The 13,683-nt window shown below is 60.8% G+C and carries 12 protein-coding genes; 9 read left to right on the top strand and 3 right to left on the bottom strand.

The window, feature by feature from the left end; genetic code table 11:
• The first annotated feature begins 50 nt into the window (after positions 1 to 50).
• From lnt to ACSQ8V_RS02760, 9 genes are all read left to right on the top strand, one after another.
• Positions 51 to 1,802: an apolipoprotein N-acyltransferase gene (lnt, locus tag ACSQ8V_RS02800; RefSeq protein ID WP_436204828.1), complete on the top strand. Its 1,752-nt coding sequence runs from the start codon at positions 51 to 53 to the stop codon at positions 1,800 to 1,802.
• Positions 1,759 to 2,280: a GNAT family N-acetyltransferase gene (locus ACSQ8V_RS02795; RefSeq protein WP_436204827.1), complete on the top strand. Its 522-nt coding sequence runs from the start codon at positions 1,759 to 1,761 to the stop codon at positions 2,278 to 2,280. Before lnt ends, ACSQ8V_RS02795 begins: the two co-directional genes overlap by 44 nt.
• A 183-nt stretch (positions 2,281 to 2,463) precedes the next feature.
• Positions 2,464 to 3,471 carry a glycine--tRNA ligase subunit alpha gene (glyQ, locus tag ACSQ8V_RS02790; RefSeq protein ID WP_213767595.1) on the top strand — a complete coding sequence of 336 codons (1,008 nt, stop codon included), beginning with the start codon at positions 2,464 to 2,466 and terminating at the stop codon, positions 3,469 to 3,471.
• A gap of 18 nt (positions 3,472 to 3,489) precedes the next feature.
• Entirely contained in the window at positions 3,490 to 5,589 is a 2,100-nt protein-coding gene (gene glyS, locus ACSQ8V_RS02785; RefSeq protein WP_436204826.1) for a glycine--tRNA ligase subunit beta, read from the top strand.
• Between the two features lie 11 nt (positions 5,590 to 5,600).
• Positions 5,601 to 6,164 carry a D-glycero-beta-D-manno-heptose 1,7-bisphosphate 7-phosphatase gene (gmhB, locus tag ACSQ8V_RS02780; protein ID WP_213767593.1) on the top strand — a complete coding sequence of 188 codons (564 nt, stop codon included), beginning with the start codon at positions 5,601 to 5,603 and terminating at the stop codon, positions 6,162 to 6,164.
• Between the two features lie 57 nt (positions 6,165 to 6,221).
• Positions 6,222 to 7,037, top strand: a complete 816-nt coding sequence (locus ACSQ8V_RS02775; protein ID WP_436204825.1) for a lysophospholipid acyltransferase family protein — start codon at positions 6,222 to 6,224, stop codon at positions 7,035 to 7,037.
• A gap of 96 nt (positions 7,038 to 7,133) precedes the next feature.
• On the top strand, positions 7,134 to 8,126 hold the full coding sequence (locus tag ACSQ8V_RS02770) for a M48 family metallopeptidase (RefSeq protein WP_436204824.1): 993 nt from the start codon (positions 7,134 to 7,136) through the stop codon (positions 8,124 to 8,126).
• Between the two features lie 160 nt (positions 8,127 to 8,286).
• A complete protein-coding gene (gene gloA / locus ACSQ8V_RS02765) occupies positions 8,287 to 8,673 on the top strand; it encodes a lactoylglutathione lyase (RefSeq protein WP_213767590.1) in 387 nt (128 codons plus the stop codon).
• Between the two features lie 551 nt (positions 8,674 to 9,224).
• Complete coding sequence (locus tag ACSQ8V_RS02760; protein WP_436204823.1) at positions 9,225 to 10,160, top strand: DMT family transporter; 936 nt, start codon at positions 9,225 to 9,227, stop codon at positions 10,158 to 10,160.
• Between the two features lie 9 nt (positions 10,161 to 10,169).
• Here the strand turns inward: ACSQ8V_RS02760 and ACSQ8V_RS02755 are convergent, their stop codons facing one another.
• The 3 genes from ACSQ8V_RS02755 to rsmA form a co-directional block, all read right to left on the bottom strand.
• A complete protein-coding gene (locus ACSQ8V_RS02755) occupies positions 10,170 to 11,114 on the bottom strand; it encodes a LysR family transcriptional regulator (protein ID WP_436204822.1) in 945 nt (314 codons plus the stop codon).
• 156 nt (positions 11,115 to 11,270) lie between these two features.
• Complete coding sequence (locus ACSQ8V_RS02750) at positions 11,271 to 12,419, bottom strand: porin (RefSeq protein WP_213767587.1); 1,149 nt, start codon at positions 12,417 to 12,419, stop codon at positions 11,271 to 11,273.
• Positions 12,420 to 12,840: 421 nt separating this feature from the next.
• Positions 12,841 to 13,653 carry a 16S rRNA (adenine(1518)-N(6)/adenine(1519)-N(6))-dimethyltransferase RsmA gene (gene rsmA / locus ACSQ8V_RS02745; RefSeq protein WP_213767586.1) on the bottom strand — a complete coding sequence of 271 codons (813 nt, stop codon included), beginning with the start codon at positions 13,651 to 13,653 and terminating at the stop codon, positions 12,841 to 12,843.
• Positions 13,654 to 13,683 lie beyond the last annotated feature (30 nt).

The raw sequence follows: 13,683 nt of genomic DNA, 5'->3' as shown, positions 1-13,683 counted from the left end.
AGCGCCGGTCACGCTCTGTCATTCGCTTACTTTCTGCCGACCCGTAATCCATGGCCGACTCTTCGTCTCCTGTTACCTCGCGGCGCGGCTCCCAGCCGATACCCGCTGAAAAACGCGCCGGCACGGCTCAGTCCTTGCCGTTCTGGCATTACCTCGTCGCGGCCGTGCTGGGCGCCGCGAATACGCTTTCGTTCGCACCTACGCCGCACGGTGGCTGGGTCGAACTGGTGATTTTCACGCTGTTTTTCGCGTGGCTTACGCGCACCAATGGCTGGAAAAGCGCGGCGTTGACGGGCTGGGCATTTGGATTCGGCAACTTCGTGACGGGTGTGTGGTGGCTGTATGTCAGCATGCACGACTACGGCGGCATGGCGGCGCCGCTGGCGGCTGCGGCCGTCGCGTTGTTTTCAATGTATCTCGCGATCTATCCGGCGTTGGCGGGCGTGGTCTGGTCGCTGTGCGCGGGTCGTGCGCGATATGAAGACAATGAGGACGACACGGGCTCCTCTGCTACCGTGCCCACCGATGAACCGCGCTTCGTGCCCACCGATGAACCGCGCTTCGTGCCGACCTGGCACGGCGCGTTTGCCTTTGCGAGCGCGTGGGCGCTGGGCGAATGGTTGCGCGGCCTTGTGTTCACCGGCTTCCCGTGGCTTGCCAGCGGGTATGCGCAAGTCGATGGCCCCCTGGCGGGGTTCGGATCGGTCGCGGGCGTGTATGGCGTGGGCTGGGTGCTCGGGCTTGTGGCGGCGTTGCTCGTGCAAGGGTTCTATGGCTTTCGGCGCAACTCAGCGGCTGAAACGTCCAAGGCTGCGCGACTTGCGCCGTTCATCGTGGCGGTGGGGTTGCTTGCGTCCGGCATGTTGTTGTCGCTGGTCGAATGGACGATCCCGGCGAACGCGCCGCTTACCGTCAGGCTGCTGCAAGGCAACGTGAAGCAGGAGATGAAGTTCGAGCAGGAAGGCGTTGATCAATCGCTGGCGCTGTATAAAAAGCTGATCACCGAGAAGCCTGCGGATCTTATTGTCACGCCGGAAACGGCATTGCCCATTCTTGCCGTCCAGGTGCCGCCTGACCTGGCGCTTGCGCTGCGCACTTTCTCCGATACAACCAACTCGTCCATTCTGTTTGGCGCTATCGGCGTGACGGCTTCGGAAGGCCGCGTAACCGGCTACACGAACAGCCTGTTCGGCATCACGCCGAATCAGCGGGACGTGTACCGCTATGACAAACATCATCTCGTGCCATTCGGCGAATTCGTGCCGACGGGTTTCCACTGGTTCGTGGCGCTCATGGGCATTCCGCTCGGCGATCTCGGGCGCGGGCCGCCGGTGCAGAAATCGTTCTTCGTACACAACCAGCCGATTGCCGTCGATATCTGCTACGAAGATATTTTCGGCGAAGAGATTGCGCGGACGATTCGCGAACAGGAAGCGCCCGCGGGCATTCTGGTGAACTCGACGAATCTTGCGTGGTTCGGCAACACCATTGCGCTGGATCAGCATTTGCAAATGGCCCGCATGCGTTCGATCGAAACCGGCCGTCCGATGCTGCGCTCGACCAACACGGGCATCACCGCGGTGATCGCGGCGAATGGCGCTGTAGTAGGACGGTTGCCCGTGTACACAGTCGGTTCTCTTGATGCCATCGTGCAGGGCACATCCGGCCGTACGCCCTATGTCACGAGCGGCAACATGACCGTGATCCTGGTGTCGCTGTTGCTGCTAGCATTCGGATTCGCGTTCGCGCCGGGCAGGAATGGCCGCAACAAACCTGACGACAGTGGCATCGGAAAATCCTGAACCCGCCCTGTTCATTATCCGCAAAGCAGTGCGGGCAGACGCGGACGCCGCGTGGGACATCCGCCGCGCCGCCGTGATGAATGAATGCGCGGGCGCGTATCCGCTGGATCAGCTCGAAGAATGGACGGGCGGTACGACCTCGGCAGCATTCGCCGATGCCGTCGAAGCGCGTTTCCTCGTGGCCACCATTGACGAGCACGTGGCGGGCACCGGCATGATCAACCTCGCGACCGGCAAGATCGATGCGATTTTTGTCCATCCGGCGTATATGAAACGCGGCATCGGTGCGGCAATGATGCGTCACCTTGAAACGCTCGCCCGCTCGGAAGGACTCCGCGAACTCAAGCTCGACTCCACGCTGAACGCCGCGGCGTTTTATCGCGCGCTCGGTTTCCAAGGCGATGAAATCGCGCCGTACCATTCGCCACGCGGCCTGACCATGGATTGTGTGCCGATGAGGAAACGGCTCGGCGGATAATCCCCGTTTTTACCGGCCGAATGGCCGATGAGTCCGCCGGTCATCCCCGGAAAGTCGCACAAGCCCCTCATTCCCGCTAAAATTCAACGTTTTAGCCCTCCGGCCGGTGCATTTTTCCGGTCCGCTTCGACCACGCGCCGGCCCACCGGCCCCAAGCTTCGAAGGCACGCTTCAAAGGCATTCATGCTCACTTTTCAGCAAATCATCCTGACGCTGCAATCCTATTGGGATAACAAGGGTTGCGCGCTTCTCCAGCCGATCGACATGGAAGTCGGTGCGGGTACCTCGCACGTTCACACGTTCCTGCGCGCTATCGGCCCGGAACCGTGGCGCGCGGCGTATGTCCAGCCGTCCCGGCGTCCGAAGGATGGCCGTTACGGCGACAACCCGAACCGCCTGCAGCACTACTACCAGTATCAAGTGGTGCTGAAACCCGCGCCCGAAAACATCCTCGACCTGTACCTCGGCTCGCTTGAGGCGCTCGGCTTCGACCTGAAGCAGAACGACGTGCGTTTCGTGGAAGACGACTGGGAAAATCCAACGCTCGGCGCATGGGGCCTTGGCTGGGAAGTCTGGTTGAACGGCATGGAAGTGACGCAGTTCACCTACTTCCAGCAGGTCGGTGGTATCGACTGCAAGCCGGTGCTCGGTGAGATCACCTACGGTCTCGAACGGCTCGCCATGTATCTGCAGAAAGTGGAGAACGTCTACGACCTCGTGTGGACCGAATGGGAAGAGGACACGCCGAACGGCCGCGAACTGCGGCGCCTGACCTATGGCGATGTCTATCACCAGAACGAAGTCGAGCAATCCACCTACAACTTCGAGTACGCGAACGTCGACCTGCTGTTCACGTTCTTCAAGAGCTACGAAGCCGAAGCTCAGAAGATGATCGAAGCGAAGCTCTCGCTGCCCGCGTATGAGCTCGTGCTGAAAGCCGGTCACACGTTCAACTTGCTGGACGCGCGTGGCGCGATTTCGGTGACGGAGCGCGCGGCGTATATCGGCCGGATTCGCGATTTGTCGCGTGCGGTCGCAAAGGGGTATTACGAGTCGCGTGAAGCGCTCGGTTTCCCGATGCTGGGCAACCCCGTACACGCCGCGGCCGGACTCACCACGGACGCACAAGATGCCGCCAAGCCCGCATGGGCGCCGGCGCTGAAGGTCGAGCGCAATATCGATCAGGCCTGACCAGAGCACGACATAACAATGACTGAAACCAACCTTGCATCGCTGCTCGTCGAGTTGCGGACCGAAGAACTTCCGCCGAAAGCGCTCGCGCGCCTGGGCACCTCGTTTGCCGAAGGGATTGTGCAGCGGCTTGCCGCGCGCGACCTGATTGAAGGGGAAGCGAGTTTCGAAAAATACGCCACGCCGCGACGTCTCGCCGTGGTCATCAAGAACGTGCGCGCAGTCGCGCCGGAACGGCAGGTACGCGAGAAGGTGCTGCCGGTTTCCGTCGCACTGGACAAAGACGGCCAGCCCACCGCGCCGCTCGCGAAGAAGCTCGCGGCGCTGGGTTTCCCTGATTTCCCCATCGGCGACCTCGAACGCGCCCAGGACGGCAAGGCCGAAGCGTTTTTCCTGCGCTACGCGGCACCCGGAGCAACGCTTGCCGACGGCCTGCAGACCGCGCTGCAAGAAACGCTTGGCAAGTTGCCAATCCCGAAGCTGATGACCTATCAACGCCCCGACGGCACCAGCGTGCAGTTCGTGCGGCCGGTGCATGGGCTGGTCGCGTTGCATGGCCGCAGAATCGTGCCGGTGAGCGCGCTCGGCATCGACTCCGGCGACACCACGCTGGGGCATCGCTTCATGTCGGAAGGGATTGTCGCGATCACGCACGCCGATGATTACGCCGAGACGCTGCGCTCGAAGGGCAAGGTCGTGGCGAATTTCGACGACCGTCGCGAATCCATCCGGACGCAATTGCTGGCATTCGCGGGTGAAGATCGCGTGGTCATGCCTGAGTCGTTGCTGGATGAAGTGAATGCGCTGGTCGAATGGCCGGTCGTGTATCAGTGCCGTTTCGACGAGTCGTTCCTGCAAGTGCCGCAGGAATGCCTGATCCTCACCATGCAGACGAACCAGAAGTATTTCGCGCTGACTGATGATCACGGCAAGCTGCGTTCGCGTTTCCTGATTGTGTCGAACATCGACACGCAGACGCCGGGCGATATTGTGGAAGGCAACGAACGCGTGGTCCGTCCGCGTCTGGCCGACGCCAAGTTCTTCTTCGAGCAGGACAAGAAGAAACGCCTCGCCGACCGCGTGCCGCTGCTCGCGAACGTGGTGTATCACAACAAGCTCGGTTCGCAGTTGCAACGCGTGCAGCGGCTTGAAGCGCTGGCCGGTGAAATCGCGCCCATGATCGGCGTGGATGCAACCGTCACGAGGCGCGCCGCCCTGCTCGCGAAGGCCGACCTGATCACCGACATGGTCGGCGAATTCCCGGAATTGCAGGGAACCATGGGCACGTACTACGCGCGCCACGACGGCGAGGTGGAAGAAGTCGCGCTCGCGTGTTCGGAACATTATCAGCCGCGTTTCTCCGGCGATGAAACCCCGCCCAACGGCGTGAGCAGCGCCGTCGCTTTGGCCGATAAACTGGAAACGCTCGTCGGCATCTGGGGCATCGGCCTGCAGCCAACCGGCGAGAAAGATCCGTTCGCGCTGCGTCGTCACGCGCTCGGCGTGTTGCGCATCCTGCTGGAAAAGCGCCTTGCCATCGACCTGTTCGACTTGCTGCGTATCGCACACAAGCAATTCGCCGGCATGCCGCAAGTCGTTGATTCAAGCGACGCCATCTACGCGTTTTTCATGGACCGGTTGCGCGGCGTGCTGCGCGAGCGCGGTTTCAACGCAATTGAAATCGACGCTGTGCTGAGTCTGAACCCCACGCGCCTGGACGACATCGTCGCGCGTCTGGACGCTGTGCGCGAATTCGCGTCGTTGCCGGAAGCCGCATCGCTTGCCGCGGCGAACAAGCGCATCTCGAATATCCTGAAGAAGTCGGCGGAACCCGTGCCGTCGAGTGTGCAGCCAGCGCTACTTCAAGAAGCGGCCGAAAAGGCGCTGTACGCGCAGCTCGAGCAAGTCGCGCCGCGCGTGCAAAAGCAACTGGCCGAGCGCAACTACACGGAAGCGCTGTCGGCGCTGTCCGCGTTGCGCGACGCCGTGGATACTTTCTTCAACGACGTGATGGTGAACGCGGAAGATCCGGCGCTGCGAAGTAACCGCCTGGCTCTTCTCGGCGCACTGCATCAGCAGATGAATTGCGTCGCGGACATTTCGAAGCTTGCCACCTGATGCGCCACACCATGCCGACCAACGCAAACAAGAAACTGGTGATTCTCGATCGTGACGGCGTGATCAACGTCGACTCGGACGCATTCATCAAATCGCCCGACGAATGGGTTGCCATCCCCGGCAGCCTGGAAGCAATCGCGCGTTTGAACCAGGCCGGTTACCGCGTGGCGATTGCATCGAATCAATCGGGTATAGGCCGTGGTCTGTTCGACATGGCCGCGCTCAACGCAATGCACGAAAAGATGAACCGGGCGGCGGCGGCGGTCGGTGGCCGTATAGACGCGGTGTTTTTCTGTCCGCACACGCAGGAAGACGAGTGCGAGTGCCGTAAGCCAAAGCCCGGCATGTTGAAGCAGATCATCGAGCGCTTCGAGATCGATCCTGCTGACACGCCCGTGGTCGGCGACTCGCTGCGCGATCTGCAAGCAGGCGCGGCGCTCGGCTTCGCGCTGCATCTGGTGCTGACCGGCAAGGGGCATAAAACGCTGGCAGCGGGGAATCTTCCGTCGAATACGAAAGTACACGACGACCTGCGCACCTTCGCGCTCGACTTCCTCGCCGCACATCAAGACTGACCTGACTGACCTGACGCTGGTTTTTTTCGTCACATCACATAAGACTTATTCAAGCCGATGCGCTTCATTCGTTCGCTGTTGCTGATGGTTTTTTTCGTCGTTTATACGGTGCCGTACGCGTGCACGTGCTTCCTCGTGTTCCCGTTCATGCGCGCTGAAAAGCGATACTGGATGGCGGCGTACTGGTGCAAGTCGTGCATCGTGGTGATGCGATACCTGAACGGCATCCGCTATCAGATTGAAGGTATGGAGAACCTGCCGGACGGTCCGGCCGTGCTGTTGTCGAAGCACCAGTCGGCTTGGGAAACGCTCGCATTCCCCGCGTTGATGCCACGGCCGCTCTGCTATGTGTTCAAGCGTGAGTTGCTGTTCGTACCGTTCTTCGGCTGGACCATGGGCATGCTGAAGATGGTTCATATCGACCGGCGTCAGGGCAAGGATGCGTTTGCATCGGTGGCGCGGCAAGGGCGCGAGCGCATGGCCGAGGGAGCGTGGGTCATCATGTTTCCGGAAGGCACGCGTACACGCGTGGGCCAGCAGGGCAAGTACAAGTCAGGCGGTGCGCGGTTCGCGTGCGCGGCGGGCGCGCCGGTCGTCCCGATTGCCCATAACGCCGGACACGTATGGCCGCGGAAATCGTTTCTCAAATATGCGGGTATAGTCACTATGTCGATCGGTCGTCCGATCGACACGACAGGCCTCACGCCGGATGAAGTCAACGTGCGCGTGGAGCGCTGGATCGAAGCGGAAATGCGTCGTATTGATCCGGACGCGTACGGTCCCGCCGATGGTCTCGCCGCCAAGGCTGACGCTAAGTCTGACTCTAAGTCAGAGTCAGAGTCCAAGTCTCACGGCGCGGCTACCGGCCTGTAGACCCGGGTGTCGTTATCGCTACGTTCGTTACGTTTGTTTCTATCGTTAGTGTCGTTCTTCCCGTCATTCCTGCGCCGCGTGCGCCAAGCTGAGCCGATGCAGAAGACTCCCTCGCGACAGCGTCCCGCTGCCGCGCTCGACAACCCGCAACTCGACCTGCCGCTCAACCTCCCCAGTGAGCCGAGGCTGTCGAGTGCGGCACCATCGCCTGCTACGTCGGGCGCTCCTGCCTCACCCGCCCCCGCCATGCCAGCAACATTGCGTGGCGACATCGCGCCGACCGATACTACCGAGACGGCAAGCACACCCGCGCCGCCCTTGCGCAAACCCGTTGCGCCCGACGGCACGCGCAACCGGCAACTCGTGCTCGGTTCGCAGATGCTCGATTACCGTTTGAAACGTTCGTCGCGCCGGACGATCGGCTTCACTATCGACGGTACCGGTCTCGCGATTACCGCGCCGCGCTGGGTGACGATCGGGGCAATAGAAAGCGCGATTGCCGAGAAGGAAAAGTGGATCTTCAAGAAGCTCACCGAATGGCAAACGCGCGTGGAGCAACGCGCGGTACCGCGGATTGAATGGAAGGATGGGGCGCAGCTTCCGTATCTCGGGCGGACCGTCACTGTCATGATGACCGCTGCGCCGGGTACGACGGGCAAGAGCGCGACGCAACCGGCCTTCGATACAGAAAGTGACGTGCTCTGGCTCGGCCTTCCCGCAATGGCAGAGGGTCAGCTCATTCGCGAGCGTGTGCAACGCTGGCTGCATGTTCAGGCGTTGCAGGTTTTCGGCGAGCGGTTGCCCGTGTATGCAGCCAAATTGGGCGTGGAGTTCAGGGCATATGCGTTGTCGTCCGCGGCTACGCGCTGGGGCAGTTGTTCCAGCGACGGCAAGATCCGCCTCAACTGGCGGCTGATTCATTTCCCCGTGCATGTTATCGACTACGTGGTCGCGCACGAACTCGCGCACCTTCGAGAGATGAATCACAGTGCGCGCTTCTGGGCCACCGTCGAATCCATTTTCCCGGATTTCCGCGAAGCGCGGCATACGCTCAAACATCATCCGCCCGAATTGCTGCCCCTGCTTTAACGCCCCGGCGGCGCGGAGCATCGCGCTGCGAGCCTTTGCGGCGGGCGGTACAATTTTGGATGTGGCTGTTTTAATCGTGCGCGTTGTTCGCTGAGACACAGTAAAAGACACGGTAAAGCGGACCACCCGTTCCATCGACATTCCCCACAGGAACCCCATCATGCGACTTCTCCACACCATGCTGCGAGTCGGCGACTTGCAGCGATCCATCGATTTCTACACGCGTATCCTCGGCATGAAAGTGCTGCGTCAAAGCGAAAACACCGAGTACAAATACACGCTTGCGTTCGTCGGTTATGGCGATGAAAGCGAAACCAGCGTGCTCGAACTGACCTACAACTGGGGCGTCGACAAGTACGACCTGGGCTCGGCTTACGGCCACATCGCGCTGGAAGTAGACGACGCGGCGGCAGCTTGCAATCGCATCCGTGAAGCCGGCGGCAAGGTCTCGCGCGAAGCTGGTCCGGTGAAAGGCGGGACGACGGTGATCGCGTTTGTTGAAGATCCGGACGGCTACAAGGTCGAGTTGATCGAGAAGCATGCTTGAGGCGGTTTGGGGGTAACGACCTGCCAGCGATGGCGGGTTATCTCCAGACTTTCTGCGACGGTCATATTTGCACTTGTTGCTCCCAGCCCCAAAAAATGGCGCTTTTCGATGCCGCGAAATTTCACCGGTTACAGATAGGTAGGTGTACGGGGTTCGCAAGGACGTCTATCTGCCTCCTGCGCGAGCAGGGTCCAGCCGTGCTGGCATGCAGGTTTCCAGCCAAGCGCTCCCGCGCTGTTTGAGGCTCCTTCGGGAGCCTCATTCGTTTCCGCCTGATGCCGACCTTTCGCGAATTATCATCAGATATCCTGAATTATTGATGTTCACCAGCGCGATCTATTCAGCGTGAACAAAGTGAACAAAGGCCAGCGCGCCACCAAATTCGTCCAGCACACAACGCGCCAAGATTAGTCACTCGACATTGCCGGGCGGCGAACCAAGTGCCGGTAACGCTGACTCCATGCGCAACGCGCCCGCATGACAGCCTTGCGCCATCGATGGCAAAATGCGCCAGAGACTTGGCTCAGCAACCGGTAAACCACAATAATTCAATGAGCACCACAGCCCTGCCCTTGCGCCGCGCGCCCGACGCGACCGCCATCCTGTTGATGATCGCGTTATGCGCAGTGTGGGGTTTCCAGCAAGTCGCCATCAAGGGCGCGAACGGCTCTTTCCCGCCGCTGCTTCAGGCTGGCATCCGTTCAACCATAGCAACAGTTCTCGTCTGGATATGGACACGTTCACGCGGCGTCGCGCTGTTTCGCCGCGACGGCACCCTCGCATCCGGCCTGCTTGCCGGCGTGCTGTTCGGCGGCGAGTTCGTGTGCATTTTCCTGGGACTGACGTTGACCAGCGCCACGCGCATGGTCGTCTTTCTCTACACCGCGCCGTGTTTCATGGCCCTTGGCCTGCACTGGTTCGTCGCGGGAGAAAAGCTGAAGCGGGTGCAGTGGGCAGGAATAGCGCTCGCGTTCGGCGGCATCGCACTCGCTTTCGCCGATGGCTTCCTCCACCCGGCAACGGGCAGCGCATCGACATGGCAAGGCACCGCCGGCGATGCTCTCGGCGTACTCGGCGGCGTGTTCTGGGCAGCGACGACGGTCGTCATCCGCGCATCACCGCTCGCTCGTGCAAGCGCGAGCAAGACGCTCCTCTATCAGCTCGCGGTATCGGCAATTGTTTTGCTTGCGCTCGCCTTCGCGCTCGGGCAAACGCATGTGAGCACGATCACACCAACTGCCGTCGCCAGCCTCGCGTATCAGGCGATCGTGGTGGCGTTCCTGAGCTATCTCACGTGGTTCTGGCTGCTGACGCGCTACATGGCGTCGCGGCTCTCGGTGTTCTCGTTTCTCACACCTATCTTTGGTGTCGCGTTCGGCGTCGTGCTGCTGGGGGAAACGCTGACTACGCGTTTCATGCTTGCATCGGCCCTGGTTGTCACGGGCATTGCGCTGGTCAATGCACCCGCCGGCCGGCGACGTACCTGAAAAGGCCGGCTACCGGGCACGCCCGGCCGCTTGCGCGGCGCGGCTGGCGTCATTCATGATCTGCCCGGCGAGCGCAAGCGCCGCCTCCGCCGCGGCGGATTGCGTTCGATCCGCAAGGCAAACAAGCGCGAACTGAAGCCCCAGTTTGCGCGGATGAACAATCGACACACGCACCAGGCGCTGGTCATCGGGGTCTCGCTGTAACACTGAAGCCGTGCAGAACATCACGGCATCCGATCGCGCGACGACATCCTTGAGCACGATGACATCGCTACATTCCAACTGCACGGGAACGGCCTCGTGCGCGCGAAACTTCAGCAGCCGGCGCAACGCGTCTTCCATGAACGCAGACAGCGGCACGGACACCATGGGGAATTCGCGCAATGCCGCCAACGGCACCGGCGCACGCGCGAGCAACGGATGACCGGGGCGCACGAACCAGCCGCCGTCGTGACTGGCCAGGCGATGAGTGGTGACATCGGGCACAGCCGGCGTTTCACGACGATCCATCACCACGAAGTCAGCATCCTCCGAGCGCAAGCTTTGCATCAGCATACTGGCTTCTGCTATTTGTACGGATACCTTGGTAGCTGGAAACCGCCGTGCACATTCGACCAGTAAATCTGGAAACAGGATGGCGGCGGCATAAGGCCCCATTCCGATTCTCACTTCCCCCAGCGCGTCCGACCTGATCAGCTCGACATCGCGAAAAAGACAGCGTGTTTCGAACAGCACGCGCCGGGCACGCTCGACCAGCATCCGGCCGGCGGCGGTTGTCGCCACACCGCGTGCCGCGCGATCGAAGAGCTTGATATCGAACTCGTCTTCCAGCGCCTGGATACTACGGCTGAGCGCGGGCTGACTCAGATGAACCCGCTCCGCCGCACGCGCGAAACTACCCTCTTCGGCGAGCGCAACCATATGCGCGAGGCGACGCGAATTGATCTCATGCATGATTTAAAACGGAACCCTAAATAATGATCGCTGGTTTCGGAGCCGGGTGGTTATATCACCTCCTGCTGCCGCGGAGCCGCGCATACCGGCGCCGAAGGTTCGTGAAAAATTGCAAAAGACCGGCGGTGTCCCGAGCAGGATGCCGCCGGTCCCGGCTCAAAACTTGTGCCGGATTCCGGCCATCACGCCAAGCTGCGTGCTTTTCTGCGCGAGGCTGACAGCGTTGACCCCTTGCAACTGAGAGCCGATCAGATCGCCCCTATAGAGTGAATAATCGGTTTCCAGATACACGTCTGTGCGCTTGGACAGGTCGTAATCGGTGACCAGTTGAAATTGCCACGCCGAGCCGTCCTGCGGTTGGGTCTTGCCGGCCTGCAGCGTGCGCCACACGTTTGCGGCGAAGTGCCATGCACCTGCTTGCTGCGTAACGCCGCCGAGTATCATCCTGCGCCGCTTGAAGTCGGAGTATTTCAGCGCGGCGAGTCCCGGCGCGGCGAACGGTCCGTTGGCGAAGGTGGAGAACCCCTTGTCGTTCTGATTGACGATATAACCCAGCGCGAAACGCGTCTTGTCCCACGTGTACGAACCGCCAACGGTCCACGCCTTTGCGTTGCTGCCGTTGAGCGAGTCCTTCGTCTCCTTGAACGCTCCACCGAGCGTGAATGGGCCGTTCGCCGGCGCGTAGGCTGCTGCTACGCCGTACTGGCTGCCATATGCCATATGGCCGGCGTTGCCGCTGAACGAATAGGCGGTCGAGATGCGAAAGTCCTTGTACCTGCCGTGATACTGGATCTGGTTGCTGCTCCAGATACCGCCGGTCATGGTGACTTCGGGCTGGAAGTTGAAGTCGTAGGGAATCCATGGATTGCTGGAGTACCCGCCCATGGTGATGCCTTCGATCATCACGTTGTACTGACGGCCCAACACAACCTGTCCATACGTCGACGACTGCAGGCCGATTTGCGCTTCGTTGAAAAACGGCATGGTGGTGTCGCTCTGGCCGTTGTTCAGGAGAAAGCGGTTTTCGAGCTTGAAGAAGGTTGACCAGCCACCGCCCAGGTCTTCAACGCCCTTGATGCCCCAGCGGCTCTCGCTCATGCCGCCAGGTCCCATCAGGAAACGGCCGTTACCCCGTGTGTCGGCGTTGGACAGATAGCGCACACTCACGTCGGCGATGCCGTAGAGCGTGACGCTGGATTGTGCGTGGCTCGTTTCGCAGGCGAACGCAGCGGGAAGCAACGCGTAAGTCACCTTGCACCATTTTCCCAATCCACCCGTTTTTTTAAGTTGTCCCGACCTGTTCATACGTCTCCTCGTGATGTCGTCATGCGACGATCAAGCCTCGCCTGTATCGCCACGAATCAAAGAAGTCGTTGCCGTCTCCGATGCACACCCGCGTCATGCCGCTGAAGCGATTGCTCCTTACAAGAGTCTTTCTGCGCGTTTGCGCTGCCAATTTGAGACCAGCGACAGGATTAACTCCAGTGCATTTCTTGCATCGCGAGGATGCAGTGGCCGCATGAAGGCATGAAGAAAAGAGGAGCGGACAGAGGTCGCGAGATTCGCGTCAGCGAACCCGGAATAATGAGATAAAAAAGACGAAAGGAGCGGCAGCAAGGGCGATAGCGGCTTGATAAAACTGCCTTGGCGCGACCGGCGAGGCCCGCTCAGGCGAGAGAGAAACACCACACGCGCTATCGAAACCCGTCTGCGGCCTTAAAAGCGACTACTGCGCCGCCTTCACCACCTGCGCCAGTTTCACGAACTCGGCCACGGGCACTTCTTCCGCGCGGCGTGAAAGGTCAAATCCCAGCGCATCGAAATCCACCCGATCTCGATACACGCCCAGCGTATTGCGCATCATCTTGCGCCGCTGCGAGAACGCTGCGAGCACGACTTCGCCGAGCACCTTGTCATCCACGTCCGGCAATTCATGCGGCGCAAAGGGAATCATCCGCACGATCGCAGAATTCACTTTCGGCGGCGGATTAAACGATTCGGGCGGAACGTCGATGAGCTTATCGATTGCATAGCGATACTGAAGCATCACCGTCAGGCGGCCAAAGTCCTTGTTGCCCGGCTCGGCGATCATCCGGTCCACCACTTCATCCTGCAGCATGAAATGCTGATCGATGACTTTCGGCGCGAACGCGGTCAGGTGAAACAGCAGCGGACTGGATATGTTGTACGGCAAATTCCCGACAATCCGCAGCGACGGTTTTTCACCTTCCAGCGCGAGCGAACCAAAATCGAACGCGAGGGCATCGCCGGCATGCAGCGCCAGCAGATTGCCAAACCGCTTCTCAAGCCGTCCGATCAAATCGCGATCCAGTTCTACCGCGTGCAGCGGCGATTCGGGCGTGGAGAGCCGTTCGACCAGCGGCGCGGTGAGCGCGGCAAGACCCGGGCCGATTTCGACCATGCGTTCGCCGCGCTTGGGCGCGATGGTGTCGACGATCGAATCGATCACGCCTTGATCGACGAGGAAGTTCTGCCCGAAGCGCTTGCGCGCGAAGTGGCCCTGGTGCTTGATGGACATCGGAGAAGCCGATTAAAACCGCAATGAAAA

Origin of the sequence: Caballeronia sp. LjRoot31, from assembly GCF_964253885.1 — a bacterium.
In the GTDB taxonomy this organism is placed as follows: domain Bacteria; phylum Pseudomonadota; class Gammaproteobacteria; order Burkholderiales; family Burkholderiaceae; genus Caballeronia.
The sequence above is the reverse complement of the archived record's forward strand: the minus strand, read 5'-3'. Positions and strand labels throughout refer to the sequence as shown.